This is a genomic window from Lactococcus lactis, from assembly GCF_029023865.1.
GTDB lineage: Bacteria > Bacillota > Bacilli > Lactobacillales > Streptococcaceae > Lactococcus > Lactococcus lactis.
Genome location: NZ_CP118969.1, coordinates 1,052,074 through 1,065,976 on the forward strand (window position 1 = coordinate 1,052,074; position 13,903 = coordinate 1,065,976).

Consider the following 13,903-nt stretch of genomic DNA (forward strand, 5'->3'; position numbering starts at 1 on the left):
GGGGTTATGGAATTAGAACAACTTGTGGAGCAGCACGAGGACAAGCTCAAGCAACATGACAAAGAATTATCTCGACTTAATGATATGTCGGTTGAAATGCAAAAGCAAATGAATGACGGTCTGACTCGTGTGGATGAATCCAATCGCTTTTTAAGAGAACAGAACACTCGTCAATCTGAACAAAATGCTCAAATATTGCAAGCTGTTATTAAAGGCAATGAAAGCTCAGATGAACATCAGTTTCAGTTGAAATTACTTGATAAAACAAACTTTTGGAAGTTGACGATTGGAATCGGCAGTTCTGCAGCAGCAATTTTTGTAGCATTAACTGAAATAATCAAAGTATTTTTTAAATAAAGGAGAAAGAACATGAAAACAATTGATAAAGGAACGCTTACACGTACAGTTTTGCTTTGGTTAGCTATCATTAACCAAATTCTAACAGCATTGGGTATTAATCCATTGCCGCTTGACGATAATACTGTCAGCACAGTTATCACAACAGTTTTTGCACTTTGGGCTTGGTGGAAGAATAACGACTTCACTCATGCAGCTAAAAAAGGAACTGAACTTACAAAAAGTTTGAAAAATGGAGATAGCGTTCAAGTAGTTAAGGCATCTGATGCTGACCATGAATTCACAGAAGGAGGCGAATAATGTCAAGTATTGAAAATATGATAGCTTGGATGCAAGCACGAAAGGGTAAGGTAACTTACTCAATGACTTCACGAATGGGGCCAAACTCTTATGATTGTAGCTCGTCAGTATTCTTTGCCATGATTGCTGGTGGATTTCTGTCGGTTGGCTCAATGGGTAATACTGAAACTTTGTTTGGAATGTCAGGAACTAAACTCAAAGAAATCAGTCGTGGAGAGGTGCAACGTGGCGATATCTTCATTTCAGGTACTCCAGGAGGTTCGGCTGGTTCGGATGGACATACGGGTATTTTCTTAAGTAACGGTTCATTCATTCACTGCTCTTACACTCACAACGGAATTGCGGTTGATACGAATGATGCATACATGAGCACTCGCTTGCCACATCACTTTTATCGAATCGTTGGCTCAGGTTCAGCAAATACTGACAGCAAACCTCAAATGGTTACATTAAACGTTGATGGAAAATTTGGTAATGCGACTGCTAAAAGACTCCAAGAATACTTTGATACCGCTGGTAAAGATGGAGTAATCAGTCACCAGTACAAACAAACCTTTAATCAAAATATCTATGCTGCTCAGTTTGATTCATCGCTGACAGGTTCAAACGTGGTTAAAGCATTGCAAAGATTCCTAGGAATTGGCCAAGACGGACTGTTTGGCCAAGGTACAATTAAAGCACTACAAAAGCACCTTGGAACGACGCAAGACGGAACTATCAGCCCAGTTTCTGATTCTGTGAGAGAATTACAACGTCGATTGAATGCGAATAAACTATAAAAATTATGCCTGACTTCGGTCAGGCTTTTTTTGTTTGTTGTAAATTTACAACAATACTATCAGAAACATAATGATATGTTGTAATTTTGTTGTACGAGTTTTTTATTTCTATATTTTTTAGTTGTTTTAAAAATAGGAAAAACGGCTATGTTAAGCCGTTTTTATTTTATATTTTTTCTATTATTGTTTATTATCGTTCATGAAAAATAGTAGTGTTTGCAGCTCCTTAGTTAAGTCAATTGATTGAACAACCACATCTGAAGGGACTTTCAAACGAATTGGGGCAAAGTTTAGGAAACCTTTGATACCAGCTTTGACTAGAGTGTCAACAACTTCTTGGGCATTTTCTTTGCGAACAGAGAGAATTGCTGTTTTGATATCCGATTTTTTAACATTTTTTTCTAAATCAGAAATATTATAAATTGGAATTCCATCATCTGTTTGTGTTCCAACTAAGGGATTGCCAGAAATATCATAGGCTTGCGTGATTCTCATTTTGTTTCTATCTTGGAATTGATAATGAAGTAATGCACGACCGAGATTTCCGACACCAATCAGAGCGATATGCGTTTCTTGGTCTTGGCCAAGAAGTTCTCCAAAGAAATCACGGAGCACTTTCGTTTCATAGCCGTATCCACGTCGGCCTAATTCGCCAAATAAAGAGAAATCTCGGCGAATTGTGGCAGCATCTACTCCAATTTTTTCTGAAATAAGTTGTGAGTTTGTGCGTGTCACATTTTCTTCGACAAGACTTTTGAACAGTCGATAGTACTGTGGCAGTCGTTTAGCAGTTGCTTTAGGCAAGCTTTTGCTTGGTTTATGATCAGTCATTGTTATACCTCAAAAATTTAATTCGATTTTATTAAAACTAATTAATATTTAGTTTCTTTGTGATAATTTTATCAAAAATTTGTGAAATTATCAAACAAAAGGAATGGAATATTCACGCAAAATGAGAAATTTATTACAATTCTAAAAAAATATTTATTTTACCCTTTTAATTAAGGCGCTTTCATGTTAGAATAGAAATATGAAAAAATAGATAGGGAGAAAATATGATTAAAATTTATCTTAGTGGTTCATGTTCATCTTGTAGAAAAGCTAAAAAATGGTTACGTAAACATCACATTGAATTTGAAGAAATTAATTTATCAAAAGATTTTATGGAAAAAGATGATTTAATCAAAATTTTATCCTTGACTGAAAACGGATTTGAGGATATAATTGCGACCCGAGGGAAAACATACGCATCTTTAAATTATAATTTCGATGAATTAGGACTAGAAAAAGCTTTTGAATTAATTCAGGAAAATCCACGTCTTCTAAAACGACCATTAATTTTTGACGAGGACTGTCTATTGATTGGTTTTAACGAGGATGGAATCAGAGCGTTTATTCCACCAGAAGTTAGGAGAATTGAGTTGCGTGAAAGATTAATTTTAGTCTAATATTAATTTTATTTTTAGCTTATCAGATTTGGTAAGCTTTTTAATTTTAAGAATTTGGAAGAACTACAAAAAACTTGCCTTAAATGCTATAATAGAAGGACTGCTTTTCTATCATATGAAAAGGAAAAACGAAGTATTAAAAATATGCTTTGAGATTTAACGAAGAGGATAAATATCATGATTTTACTGCAAGGGAATGGAATTGCACGCACTTTTGGTGGCGATGTTTTATTTGAAAATATCAATTTTAGTTTACAAGACCATTCAAGAATTGCCCTAGTTGGCCGAAATGGAGCTGGTAAGTCAACCTTGCTTAAAATTATTGCTGGAGTTGAAGAAGCGAGTCGCGGAACTGTATCCAAGACCAAAGATTTGACAATGAATTATTTAGCGCAAGATACTGGGCTGAATTCCTCAAGGACAATATTTGCCGAAATGCTCTCTGTTTTTGATTCGCTTCGCCAAATGGAAAAACAATTGCGCCAGATGGAATTGCGAATGGGAGAACTTGCTGGGGATGAATTGACAGCTTTGATGAAACGTTACGATGCTTTATCAGAAGAATTTCGGATGAAAAATGGATTTACTTATGAATCTGAAATTAAGTCTGTCTTAAATGGTTTTCGCTTTGATGAAACAATGTGGGAAAGAGAAATTTCAAGTTTATCGGGGGGACAAAAAACACGTTTGGCTCTTGCTAAGATGTTGCTTGAAAGACCACAACTTTTGATTTTGGATGAACCAACTAACCACTTAGATATTGAAACTTTGGCTTGGCTTGAAAATTACCTTAAAAATTACGAAGGTAGTTTATTAATTGTCAGTCATGACCGCTACTTTTTGGATAAAGTGGTTAATGAAGTCTTAGAATTATCTAGAGGAGAATTGACTCGTTTTTCTGGAAATTATTCTCGCTATGTTGAACAAAGAGAGCAAAAACTCTTGTTAGAACTCAAAAATTTTGAAAAACAACAAAAAGAAATTGCTAAATTAGAGGACTATGTTGCCAGAAATTTAGTTCGGGCTTCGACGACTAAAATGGCGCAATCGCGTCGTAAAAAGTTGGAGAAAATGGAGCGTTTAGACGCACCAACAAGTGATGATAAATCGGCCAATGTTACTTTTACTCCTGAAAAAACGTCTGGAAATGTTGTTTTAACCGTTTCAGAAGCAACGGTAGGTTATGAAGATAATCGTCTCTCTGGTCCGATTAACATTGACGAGCGTAAAGGTGAGTCCCTTGCTATTGTAGGACCAAATGGAGTAGGTAAGACAACATTGATTAAGTCAATTGTTGGACAGATTCCATTTTTAGCAGGTCAAGCAAAATTGGGTGCCAATGTTACTTTGGGATATTATGACCAAGAACAAGGAAGATTGACAGCTTCCAATACTGTCTTAGACGAATTATGGAATGAGCATCGCTTACTTAATGAAGTTGAAATTCGCAATATGCTTGGAGCCTTTCTTTTTAGTGGAGATGATGTAAAGAAAACGGTTGGGATGCTTTCGGGTGGTGAAAAAGCCCGTCTTTTACTTGCTAAATTAGCAATGGATCACGATAACTTTTTAGTTTTAGATGAACCAACCAATCACTTGGATATTGATTCACGTGAGGTCTTGGAGAATGCTTTGATTGATTTTCCAGGAACAATCTTGTTTGTTTCTCATGACCGCTATTTCATCAATAGAGTAGCTACCAAAGTTTTAGAAATTGCTCCCGAAGGAAGTACAGAATTTTTGGGAGATTATGATTATTATGTCGAGAAAAAAGAAGAAGTACAAGCTGAGAGTAATTCTTCAGAAAATGGGGAGCCGATAGAAAGTTTAGCTCAACAAGATTTTACAGCTCAGAAAGAAGCTCAAAAGAATCGACGTAAAGTAGAGCGCGAAATCAAGGCTTGTGAAGAGAAACTAGCCGATTTGGAAGCAAAAATTGCAGCTCTATTATTGGAAATGCAAGAAAATACCGCTGATTTTGTTAAATTAGGAGAATTACAAGCTGAAATTGACCTCTTTAATGATGAAAAAGATGAGATAGAAATGACTCTTTTGGAAGCGATGGAAGAATTGGAAAATTTGTAAGTGTTGTGAAGAGAATTTAGTGTAAATATGCTAAAATGCGAAGCTTGAAAGCTTTGCGTTTTTTTTATTATGTAATCTAAAAATCCTATATTTAAATAAAGCGAAATAATCATTGCTTTTTTGTTAAAAAGTAGTACAATTTAATCAAAATAAATTGAAATGCTGGAATGTGGAATGGTAAAAAGCAATAGAACAACCTCTTTGATGGGAGAAATTTTCTATGATTTACGAACACAACGAAACTTTAGATTAACTGACTTTGAAAAAGTAGGTTTGTCAAAATCATCACTTTCAGATTTTGAAAGTGGAAAGTCTATTCTTAGATTTGATAAATTAGATGCAGCTTTAGAATTAATGCATATTGAGGTTTCTGAGTTTGAATATTTTTTTAACAATTACCATTCTGATTATTTTGTTGAGATTTGTGATGAAATTGAAGATGCGAATTATATGCAAGATACTGTAAAATTAAAAGCGATTAATAGTGAAGCTGGAAAATATGATAATGAACAAGGAAATCGAATGATATTTCTTGCGACTCAAAATTTGCTTTATGGATTGACAGAGCGAGAAGAAGTTGAAGTTACTGATTTAATGTTTAATATCGAAGCAGCTGTAAAGTATATTAGTGAGAATAAATATTCCATTGCTCAAAAACTCTTGGAAGATGTTAATTTTGCTTTAATACCTTATAAAAAGGATTTATTTTGCGGTAATATGTCTCGCTTTACTCTTGGCTTATTGCTTCATCAATCAGGCAAAACTGCCGAGGGGAAAGCTAAAATGGAGAGTTCTATCCGTCTTTTTGATGAATTGGGTTTGCCAGAGATGAAGGCTTATTATCAAAAAATATTTGATGAATCTGTAAAAAACTAGTGGGATATAAAAGGGATTTGAATTCCCTTTTTATTTTTTATAAAAAATTTTTCCGAGATTTCGGAAAAGGCCTTTTGGGGCAGTTTGATTTGATATAATCAGTTTAGAAAATGATTCATGAATCTTGAGTGTCGCTCACTCAGAATGGTAAAAGGAGGGTTAAAAATCTTGAAAGAAGAAATGTCACCGTAGCAATGATGCAAAATCTCTATTGATTTGCATCGCATCTCAAAAAGGAGAAAAAATATGTCACATTTAAAAAATAATCTAGTATTTTCAAGTCTAACAATTTTACTCGTAACGGGTGGAAGTCTTGGGCTTGCCCAATCTGCACACAATAAGGTCTCATCACAAAAACTCGAAGCTAAAAATGTAAATCAAGTTTCAAACTATTCTGGTGATATTGACTTGTTGACAGTAAGCCAACCAACTACGCCAACGACGAATAATGGTCAAATTAATCAATACTTTATCAATCGTTTTGATAATGCTATATCTCTTTTAAATGGGAAATATGTTGTAAATCATAATGTGTTACCTCAAAATACAAGTGGTGAAGAAATAAATAAATTAAATGAATCAGTTAAAATTGCAAATCAACAACTTATCGTTGGAGCTCAAAAAATCGAAAAATCTGATATTGATGTTAAGGTTGTTCAAAAAGGAAATTCCATTATTTTAGCTGAAAACCCAACGACTTTGAAGAATTCTGCTACTTCTATGGCTACTAAACATGTAGGAGTAACAAAAGTTGAATTTCACTGGTATGGTGTGCGTTTGTTTTTAAGTAAAAATGATGTAAATAAAATTTTGAAGTATGGTCCTACATCTGTTTCAATTGCGACGATTTGGATGCCAACGACTTGGGTGGTTAAATTGGCAGCATCAGCCGCTGTAGCTTGTGGTTGGATGTCAAGTGTTAATGGAGGAATCTGGATTGACTGGGGACTTATTCCAACTAAGTGGGGATGGCAATGAAGGAGGTTTATGATGAAAAATAATAACAAGAAAAGATTTGTTGCTATAGCTCTCGTTCGTACAATTTTATTTTTAGGTGGTGCTATTCTAATTAACAATTCCGAGAAATGGAGCATTGGTTATATTTTAGGGTTTGTAATTGCACTGTTTGTTTTAGTTTCAACTTTCTTTGATAAGAGTTTGAGAAAATAACTAAGATTTCAGTGGAGGAGTCTGGGGGTTTGAATGGCAATGATTACTAAAAAGAGTATAAGAATCGTACAATATCTGAGTAGTATATTTGCCGTAATACTCGGTGTTTTAATTTTTATTTTTCCAAATGGCCATAGCATACTTAAATATATTTTTGCAAGTATTGCAGTAATTCTTAGCATTTTAAGTCTTATCATGCAAACTTTTCATAGAAATAAATGATAGGGGTTAGGGCTGAGGGGTGATAGAAATGGTTCGATTCCAATAAGCATTTGGAGGTTTAGCTATGAAAAGAATCTTACCAATTTTTAAAGGAGTGCTTGTGATAAGTGCAAGCATAAGTATATTTTTCTTTCATCAAAATATTTTAGTACAAATATTTTATATTGCTGTTCTGCTTCTTATTATCATACCAGAAGCAATTAAAGCTTATAGGAAATCTAAATAAAAGAAAAGAGAAAAGAGCTTATGGACGTAGAATTTGCTTTCAATCATTGAGGGAATTTAATGAAAAAATTTATATTTTTAGCAGATGTTATCTTAAGATTTCTTTTTATGGTTTTGGCTTGGTATTTTTATACAAACTATTCGGCTGATAATAAAATGAAATGGGTTGGTTTATCTATGGTTGCATTCAATATTATTACAATGTTTTTTGATTCCAATTATCATAAGTCGAAAAAATAAGACTTGCAAATCTGGCTCAAGTTTGTTAAACTAATAAACAATATAACTTTTAAACTAGTCCAGAGAGGCTAGCAAGGTTGAAATCAGGAAAAATTGATTCTATTTTTACTGACAGAATTTTCTGTCAGTAAAAATGAATTTGTTTTGATACTTTTTACACTTGCTAGGATTCTTGGCAAGTGTTTTTTATTGCTGACAACTACCAGGATTGGGTTGCACGTTATCTATACTCGCTACCGTAGTTCATGACCAAAGGGAATTATTGAATCGGTAGAAAAATGAACTGTCAGCTTTGCTGATGGTTCTGTCAGTAAACTAGAAGGAGAAATTATGTCAATATCAAAAGCCATTGCTGCAGATTTATTAGAAATTAAAGCGGTCAGTCTTTCACCAAGTCAACCTTTTACTTGGGCTTCAGGAATTAAGTCGCCAATATATACTGATAATCGGGTGACCTTAGCTTATCCGGAAGTTAGAAGCCAAATCGAAGGTGCTTTTGCAGAATTGATTAAAGCGGAATTTCCAGAAGTTGAAGTCATTGCAGGAACTGCTACAGCAGGAATTCCTCATGGTGCAATTATTGCTGACTATCTTAAATTACCATTTGCTTATATTCGTAGCAAACCAAAAGACCATGGAGCAGGAAATCAGGTTGAGGGACGTGTGGCAAAAGGCCAAAAAATGGTTGTGGTTGAAGATTTGATTTCGACTGGTGGTTCTGTTTTAGAAGCTGTTGCAGCCGCAGAACGTGAAGGTGCTGATGTTCTTGGTGTGGTTGCAATTTTCACTTATGAATTAGAAAAAGCGAACAGTAAATTTGCTGATGCTGGTGTTAAATTAGCCACATTCACAACTTATTCTGAGTTGATTGAAATTGCTAAAGAAACGGGTTATGTGACAAAAAAAGAATTAGAATTACTTAAAAAGTTCAAAGAAAATCAAGAAACTTGGCAAAATTAATTTACTGACAGAAATTCAAAGAGCCTGTCAGTAAATAATTAGGTTCTGGAACAGCTGTCAGTTCAATGCGACCAAAAGGAGACATTGAATCGGAGGATAAATGAACAAGTCAGCAAAGCTGATTGTTCTGTCAGTTCAATGCGACCAAAGAGAGACATTGAATCGGTAGATAAATGAACAAGTCAGCAAAGCTGATTGTTCTGTCAGTTCAATGCGACCAAAGAGAGACATTGAATCGGTAGATAAATGAACAAGTCAGCAAAGCTGTTTGTTCTGTCAGTAATTTATGAAAGGAAGAAAATGACTTTATTAATTAAAAATGGACGACTTGTTGACCCCAAATCAAATCGAGATGAAGTGTTAGATATTCTGATTGAAAATGACAAGATAGTAAAAATCGGCTTAAATTTGTCAGTAGAAAATGCAGAAATTGTTGATGCAAGGGGATTAGTCGTTGCCCCTGGTTTAATTGATGTTCATGTTCATTTTCGTGAACCAGGACAAACACATAAAGAAACGATTCATAGCGGTGCAAAATCAGCTGCGGCTGGTGGTTTTACAAGAGTAGTTATGATGGCAAATACAAAACCTATTTTATCTACGCCAAAAGTACTGACAGAAACTTTAGAAATTGCTGACAAAGAAGATATTAAGATTGATACAGTTGGGTCAATTACGCAAGATTTTGATGGAGAGCATTTAACAGATTTTGATGAACTCATTAAAGCAGGAGCAATCGGCTTTTCTGATGATGGTATTCCACTGACAGATGCTGGCGTTTTACGTAAAGCTCTGCAAAAAGCGAAATTAACTGACAGCCTGATTTCAATTCATGAAGAAGATCCAAATTTGATTGGAACTTTAGGAGTGAATGATGGCGAAGTGGCTCATAAATGTGGCTTCACAGGGGCACCGACTGTTTCAGAATACAGCATGATGGCGCGTGATACTATGATTGCTTACGAAACAGGCGCTCGCTTGCACATTCAACATTTATCAGCTGGAGAATCTGTTGAAGTGGTGCGATTTGCCAAAAATTTAGGAGCAAAAATCACAGCAGAAGTGACTCCACAACATTTTTCGATTACAGAACAAATGATTTTTGAGCAAGGGACCAATGCTAAACTCAACCCACCATTGCGTAGAACTACTGATATCGGTAAAATAATTGAGGGATTGAAAGATGGAACGATTGATGTCATCGCCACAGACCATGCCCCTCATACTCATGAAGAGAAAAATGTCAGCCTTGATAAGGCGCCTTCAGGAATGATTGGATTAGAAACTTCATTGCAACTTGGCTTGACAAACTTAGTCGCAAAAGGCCATTTGACACTCAGTGAATTACTGACAAAAATGACCGTTAATCCAGCTAAACTTTATAATTTTGATGCAGGTTACCTCGCAGAAAATGGACCAGCTGACCTCGTCATTTTTGACGCTGAAAATGACTATCAGGTCGGTGAAACATTTGACTCCAAAGCGACCAATTCTCCATTTATTAAACAGAAAGTTCAAGGGCAAGTCAAATATACAATATGTGATGGAAAAATAGTCTATCAAGCGAAATAATAAAAGAAAGGACCATAAGAAATTAATTTTCATAGGTCCTTTTTTTGTGTTACTTTACATCAGTATAAAGAACCGTTGTAGAGTAAGTCATTAAGTGAGTGGATAATTTCTAAATTATCTTTGATTGATTTTTCATTTTCTACTTTTTGAGTAATTTTTTCTGTTTGTGTTTTCATTGTTTATTTCCTTTCAAATGTCCTTTTGTTTATAAGTATAGTATATCAAGGATTTGCTTGCTAAATTCTTACAAAAATGTAATTGAAGAAAATAATTACTTTAGGAAATTAAGGTCTGAAATTAAATAGTATAAATAATTGATTAAAAATTAGCTAAAGTTTAACTGATTTAAGCAGTTTTTATGTGAAGTTCATTGAACCATAATGACACGATATGCTATAATAGTTCTATGAATTATTACGATGAATATAGCAAAGGGCATCTTGTCTTACCAAATGTGTTTTTAGCACATTTTAGTAAGCTTTTCCCTTCTGCTTTTGATTTTTTGATTTGGTTATACTTTTTTGAAAATCAAGATATTGCACCTAGTGAAATTGCTGAAAAAACAGGTAAAAAATTATCGGAGGTCAATCAGGCCATTGATAATCTGTCCAAATTTGGAGCAATGAAGGTGACTTTAATTGAAATTGATGGAGAAATGGAAACTTTCTTTGATATTAGCCCGGCCTTTAAGCACTTAGATGAAATTTTGGGTGGTGCTGTTGCGAGTTCAACTCCAGAGAATGAAAAAGTTCAAGAAGAGGGGCAGCTTAAAGAATTAGTTAGCATGTTTGAAGCAGAAATGGGCATGATTTCTCCTGTACAAATGGAAGAATTGAGAGCTTGGCTGTTTGAAGATGGTTATGACTTTTCGTTGATTAAACAAGCTTTGCGTGAAGCAGTCCTCAATCGTAAGGTATCTTTAAATTACATTAAAGCTATTTTACGAAATTGGAAAAATGATGGGGTGAATTCTCTTCAAGCGATTGAGAGTCGACAAATGGAACGCGAAGAAGCTAAGAGAAAGAAACCACAAGAAGATTTTTATATTCCTTTGGATGGACCATGGAATAGTTAATAGAGATAATGGACGTGCACGATGTTAAGTAAAAAAAGATATCTTGAAGCTTTAGAAATTATTGAAGACATGTTCCCGCAAGCTCACGGAGAACTAGAGTGGGAAACTCCTTTTCAACTATTGATTGCGACGATTTTATCTGCCCAAGCAACTGACAAAGGAGTTAATAAGGCGACGCCGGCTCTTTTTGCCGCTTTTCCAGATGCACAAACAATGTCACAGGCAAAAGTGGAAGAAATTGAAAAGCTGATTCGGACAATTGGTCTTTACAAGACTAAAGCTAAAAATATTTTACGGACATCACAGATGTTAGTGACCGACTTTGGGGACCTTTTGCCTGATTTGCCAAAGGATAAAAAGGTTTTACAAACTTTACCGGGGGTGGGTCGAAAAACAGCAAATGTTGTTTTAGCAGAAGCTTACGGAATTCCGGGGATTGCGGTTGATACACACGTTGAACGAGTTTCAAAACGTTTGGACATTGTTCCCAAAAAAGCAACAGTTTTAGAAGTGGAAGAAAAGTTGATGAAGTTGATTCCGCAAGAAAAGTGGGTTCAAGCACATCACCATCTCATTTTCTTTGGGCGTTATCATTGTACAGCCAAAAAGCCGAAATGTGCAGACTGTCCTGTTTTAGATTATTGTAAATTTGGAAAGAAATATTTAAAAAATGAATGAAATTAAACTTTCAAAACGTTTGAAAGCAGTAGCTGACTATGTTGATAATGGAGCAAGACTTGCTGATATCGGCTCAGACCATGCTTATTTACCAACTTATTTGATGCAAAAATTGGTGATTGATTTTGCGGTAGCGGGAGAAGTGGTTAAAGGGCCTTTTGAAATTGCTAAAAATCATGTATCAGAAGCTGATTTAAGTGATCGGATTGAGGTTCGATTGGCCAATGGCTTAGGTGCTATTGAAAATACTGACAAGATTGATACAATCGTGATTGCTGGTATGGGAGCAATATTAATTTCCGAAATTTTAGAGGCAGGTAAAGAAAAGTTAGGCCATGTTAAACGTTTGATTTTGCAACCTAATAATCATGAGGAAAGCCTCCGTCAGTGGTTAGTGAATCATCAATTTGTCATTAAAAAAGAAGAGATTTTATTGGAGGCTGGTAAGTTTTACGAGATTATTGTTGCCGAACCAGTCTCAAAATTAATGACAGAAAAGTTGTCAGTAAATGATTTAACATTTGGCCCTTTTTTATCTAAAGAAAAATCAACTGTTTTTCAACAAAAATGGCAAAAGGAATTAAATACTTTGAATAAAATTATTGCTCGTTTGCCTGAAGAACAAGCCGAAAAACGTCAAGAGGTTTTAAATCAAATTGCGAGAATTGAGGAAGTGCTTCGATGAAAATTTCTGATTTTATGATTGAATACGAAAAATTTTGCCCCAAAGAATTAGCTGTTGAAGGTGATCCTGTAGGTTTACAAGTTGGGAACCCAAACGATGAACTAACAAAAGTTTTGGTAACCTTGGATATTCGTGAGCAAACAGTGGCAGAAGCAAAAGCGCTGGGTGTGAATCTGATTATTGCTAAACATCCTTTGATTTTCCGCCCCCTTTCTGCATTGACTTCAATGAATGATCAGGAAAAATTAGTTTTGGATTTGGCGCGAGCTGGAATTGCTGTTTATACCAGCCATACAAATATTGATGTGGTTACTGGTGGTTTAAACGATTATTTCAGTCAGTTACTTGGAATGACTGATATTGAAGTGCTAGATGACGAAGAAGGATTGGGCCGTGTTGGAAACATTGAACTGACAGAATTATCAGTGCTGACAGAAAAAGTGAAAGCAGCATTTGGGTTAGATAGATTACGTCTTATCACTTATGACCATAATTTGACTCAAAAAATTGGAAGAATTGCAATTTGTGGCGGTTCAGGTGGAAAATTATGGCCTAAAGCTTTGGAAAAAAAGGCAGATATTTACATAACAGGAGATATTTATTATCATGTTGGTCATGATATGCTTTCAGCTGGTTTATTAGGAATAGACCCTGGTCACTATATTGAACATGCTTTTATTGGATTAGTTGCTGACAAGCTTCGTTCTTTTGATTTGGGTGTCAAGATTTATGAAAGCCAAGAAAAGACAAATCCATTTTATGACATATAAAAAAGACCCTCTTGGAGGGTCTTTTTGGTTGGAACTAATTAGCTAGCTTTTTGTTTACCACGGAAGTCAACGATTAAAAGGTTAGGGCTAAGCAATTCAGCTGTACTACGCAATTCAATCAAATTATATGAAGGATTGATTTTGGTAGACATTTCATCTTGGAAGAAGTAAGAACCATAACCTTTATAATAAATTGGTCCAAATTCAGAATCGATACTTGCATCAAAAACTTCAGGAACATTTCCTTTTTCTACGGCAACGATACGATAGCGAGAAATTCCACCAGCACAAGCGTCAACTTCAGTATTGACTTCACTTAAAGTATGGTCAAAATCAAAAACTAAATCAACATCACCAAATGCTTTAATTTTATCCGCTGTTTTTTCATCAAATGTAATTTTCATCTTATTACCTCCACTATATATCAAAAGATGACTTGTAAATTCATCTATTTGTTATCT

18 protein-coding genes are annotated in these 13,903 nt (G+C 34.9%); 16 read left to right on the forward strand and 2 right to left on the reverse strand.

From position 1 onward, the window contains the following. The first annotated feature begins 6 nt into the window (after positions 1 to 6). The 3 genes from PYW37_RS05380 to PYW37_RS05390 are packed head-to-tail and all read left to right on the forward strand — an operon-like array spanning position 7 to position 1,436. Entirely contained in the window at positions 7 to 357 is a 351-nt protein-coding gene (locus PYW37_RS05380; RefSeq protein ID WP_003131003.1) for a hypothetical protein, read from the forward strand. Between the two features lie 12 nt (positions 358 to 369). Beyond that, positions 370 to 657: a phage holin gene (locus tag PYW37_RS05385; protein ID WP_010905390.1), complete on the forward strand. Its 288-nt coding sequence runs from the start codon at positions 370 to 372 to the stop codon at positions 655 to 657. Then, positions 657 to 1,436: a peptidoglycan amidohydrolase family protein gene (locus tag PYW37_RS05390; protein ID WP_058222345.1), complete on the forward strand. Its 780-nt coding sequence runs from the start codon at positions 657 to 659 to the stop codon at positions 1,434 to 1,436. Before PYW37_RS05385 ends, PYW37_RS05390 begins: the two co-directional genes overlap by 1 nt. A 180-nt stretch (positions 1,437 to 1,616) precedes the next feature. Here PYW37_RS05390 and PYW37_RS05395 read toward each other — a convergent pair whose 3' ends face one another. After that, positions 1,617 to 2,267, reverse strand: a complete 651-nt coding sequence (locus tag PYW37_RS05395) for a redox-sensing transcriptional repressor Rex (RefSeq protein WP_003132737.1) — start codon at positions 2,265 to 2,267, stop codon at positions 1,617 to 1,619. Between the two features lie 224 nt (positions 2,268 to 2,491). Between PYW37_RS05395 and PYW37_RS05400 the strand changes: the two genes are divergently transcribed. The 13 genes from PYW37_RS05400 (at position 2,492) to PYW37_RS05460 (ending at position 13,442) form a co-directional block, all read left to right on the forward strand. After that, a complete protein-coding gene (locus PYW37_RS05400) occupies positions 2,492 to 2,884 on the forward strand; it encodes a Spx/MgsR family RNA polymerase-binding regulatory protein (RefSeq protein ID WP_023189358.1) in 393 nt (130 codons plus the stop codon). A 177-nt stretch (positions 2,885 to 3,061) separates the two neighbouring features. Further along, positions 3,062 to 4,969 carry an ABC-F family ATP-binding cassette domain-containing protein gene (locus PYW37_RS05405; RefSeq protein ID WP_039115323.1) on the forward strand — a complete coding sequence of 636 codons (1,908 nt, stop codon included), beginning with the start codon at positions 3,062 to 3,064 and terminating at the stop codon, positions 4,967 to 4,969. A gap of 174 nt (positions 4,970 to 5,143) precedes the next feature. After that, positions 5,144 to 5,845 (forward strand): Rgg/GadR/MutR family transcriptional regulator, encoded by a 702-nt coding sequence (locus PYW37_RS05410; protein WP_023189356.1) that lies wholly within the window; start codon positions 5,144 to 5,146, stop codon positions 5,843 to 5,845. A 246-nt stretch (positions 5,846 to 6,091) separates the two neighbouring features. Then, positions 6,092 to 6,823 (forward strand): hypothetical protein, encoded by a 732-nt coding sequence (locus PYW37_RS05415; protein ID WP_023189355.1) that lies wholly within the window; start codon positions 6,092 to 6,094, stop codon positions 6,821 to 6,823. Between the two features lie 9 nt (positions 6,824 to 6,832). Further along, entirely contained in the window at positions 6,833 to 7,015 is a 183-nt protein-coding gene (locus PYW37_RS05420) for a hypothetical protein (protein WP_003132753.1), read from the forward strand. Between the two features lie 33 nt (positions 7,016 to 7,048). Beyond that, positions 7,049 to 7,237 (forward strand): hypothetical protein, encoded by a 189-nt coding sequence (locus tag PYW37_RS05425; protein WP_025017230.1) that lies wholly within the window; start codon positions 7,049 to 7,051, stop codon positions 7,235 to 7,237. Between the two features lie 64 nt (positions 7,238 to 7,301). Beyond that, a complete protein-coding gene (locus PYW37_RS05430; RefSeq protein WP_021214547.1) occupies positions 7,302 to 7,463 on the forward strand; it encodes a hypothetical protein in 162 nt (53 codons plus the stop codon). A gap of 569 nt (positions 7,464 to 8,032) precedes the next feature. Next, positions 8,033 to 8,662, forward strand: coding sequence for an orotate phosphoribosyltransferase (gene pyrE / locus PYW37_RS05435; protein WP_044009682.1), 630 nt, complete (start codon positions 8,033 to 8,035; stop codon positions 8,660 to 8,662). Between the two features lie 300 nt (positions 8,663 to 8,962). Further along, positions 8,963 to 10,234: a dihydroorotase gene (locus PYW37_RS05440; protein WP_025017171.1), complete on the forward strand. Its 1,272-nt coding sequence runs from the start codon at positions 8,963 to 8,965 to the stop codon at positions 10,232 to 10,234. A gap of 406 nt (positions 10,235 to 10,640) precedes the next feature. Next, positions 10,641 to 11,309 (forward strand): DnaD domain-containing protein, encoded by a 669-nt coding sequence (locus PYW37_RS05445; RefSeq protein WP_012897694.1) that lies wholly within the window; start codon positions 10,641 to 10,643, stop codon positions 11,307 to 11,309. 21 nt (positions 11,310 to 11,330) lie between these two features. After that, entirely contained in the window at positions 11,331 to 11,987 is a 657-nt protein-coding gene (nth, locus tag PYW37_RS05450; RefSeq protein WP_021722525.1) for an endonuclease III, read from the forward strand. Continuing rightward, positions 11,980 to 12,672 carry a tRNA (adenine(22)-N(1))-methyltransferase gene (locus tag PYW37_RS05455; RefSeq protein WP_023189349.1) on the forward strand — a complete coding sequence of 231 codons (693 nt, stop codon included), beginning with the start codon at positions 11,980 to 11,982 and terminating at the stop codon, positions 12,670 to 12,672. Before nth ends, PYW37_RS05455 begins: the two co-directional genes overlap by 8 nt. Then, positions 12,669 to 13,442 carry a Nif3-like dinuclear metal center hexameric protein gene (locus PYW37_RS05460; protein ID WP_023189348.1) on the forward strand — a complete coding sequence of 258 codons (774 nt, stop codon included), beginning with the start codon at positions 12,669 to 12,671 and terminating at the stop codon, positions 13,440 to 13,442. Before PYW37_RS05455 ends, PYW37_RS05460 begins: the two co-directional genes overlap by 4 nt. A gap of 38 nt (positions 13,443 to 13,480) precedes the next feature. Here PYW37_RS05460 and PYW37_RS05465 read toward each other — a convergent pair whose 3' ends face one another. Next, complete coding sequence (locus tag PYW37_RS05465) at positions 13,481 to 13,846, reverse strand: iron-sulfur cluster biosynthesis family protein (protein ID WP_003130630.1); 366 nt, start codon at positions 13,844 to 13,846, stop codon at positions 13,481 to 13,483. Between the last annotated feature and the right edge of the window lie 57 nt (positions 13,847 to 13,903).